Here is a 1,130-nt window from a genome sequence, read left to right as displayed (position 1 = left end):
GTGCTGGCGCTCGGCGGGGTGCCGCAGGCCGACCTGGCGGACGGGGTGCAGCACGTGCGGCTGCGCCTGCTGGAGCGGTCCGCCGCCGGCAAGGAGGCTCCGCGTGACGTGTCGGCGTGGGCCGCGGTGGTGGCGTCCAACTGGGCGATGGACTGGCACCGGGCACGCCGCCGCCAGGAGCGGGTGGGCGAGCGCCTGGCCTCGCTGCGGCCGGCCGAGCAGCCGTCCGGCGAGGAGTCGAGCGTGCTGCAGCTGTCCGTGGCGCACGGGCTGGACGAGCTGACCGACGCCCAGCGGCAGGTGGTCACGCTGCGGTTCTACGCCGACCTGGCCGTCCGGGACATCGCGGCGGAGCTGGGGGTGCCGGAGGGCACGGTGAAGAGCCGGCTGCACAGCGCGGTGCGGGCGCTGCGGGCCCGTCTGCACGAGGACGAGGTGGTGTGAGGATGCCCGCCGGACACGAGTACGACCCGCTGCTGGCGGTGCTGAACGGTGACCCCGTCGCGCCGGACGCGGACGAGAGGACGCGCGCCGCCCACGAGGCGGCCGAGGCGGACGTGCTGCTGCTGCGCGGGGCGCTGCGGGACATCGGCGACGCGCTCGCCGCCGCGCCGGCCACACCTGCCGCCGCTGCCCCCGTCCCGCCCGAGGAGCTCGCGGCCCGCCGCCGCGCGCGACGGCGGTCCGCGGTGACGTGGGGCGCCGGGCTGGCCGCCGCGGCCGCGGTCACCGGGGTGATGTACCTCGGGGCGACGGGCGCCGTCCGTGGCGACGCCTCCTACTCGGCCTCGGACGCCAAGGCGAAGCCGGACATGGGAGCCGACGAGAAGGCGGCGGGCTCCGGCTCGTCCGCCGACCGCCCGGCCATCGCCTGCGCGAGCTTGGTCGTCGAGGGCACGGTCGTGCGTCTGCGGCCGCTGCCCGACGGCCACGTGCAGGTGACCCTGGAGGCGGAGCGGTACTGGGTGCCGAATCAGGAGGCGTCCGAGGCGCCCGTCGCGGTGACGGTCCTCCCCCAGGAGGCCCGCACCGACCTGCCGGTCGGCACCCGCGCCCTGGTCACCCAGGGCGCGTCGGGCGGCTGGTGGGCCACCGGCGACCGCCTCGCCGCGGAGCGCGCGGAACTCGAC

Annotated in this window: 2 protein-coding genes; both read left to right on the top strand. The window is 77.8% G+C overall.

The genetic code is table 11. The features are described from left to right. Positions 1-444, top strand: a 444-nt coding sequence (locus ACOV8S_RS20035) for an RNA polymerase sigma factor (RefSeq protein WP_448319164.1), incomplete at its 5' end; no start/stop codon positions are given. Positions 445-446: 2 nt separating this feature from the next. Further along, positions 447-1,130 (top strand): hypothetical protein (locus ACOV8S_RS20030; RefSeq protein WP_448319163.1); only part of this gene is annotated, 684 nt, incomplete at its 3' end.

Source organism: Streptomyces sp. CO7 (assembly GCF_053474865.1).
The sequence above is the reverse complement of the archived record's forward strand: the minus strand, read 5'-3'. Positions and strand labels throughout refer to the sequence as shown.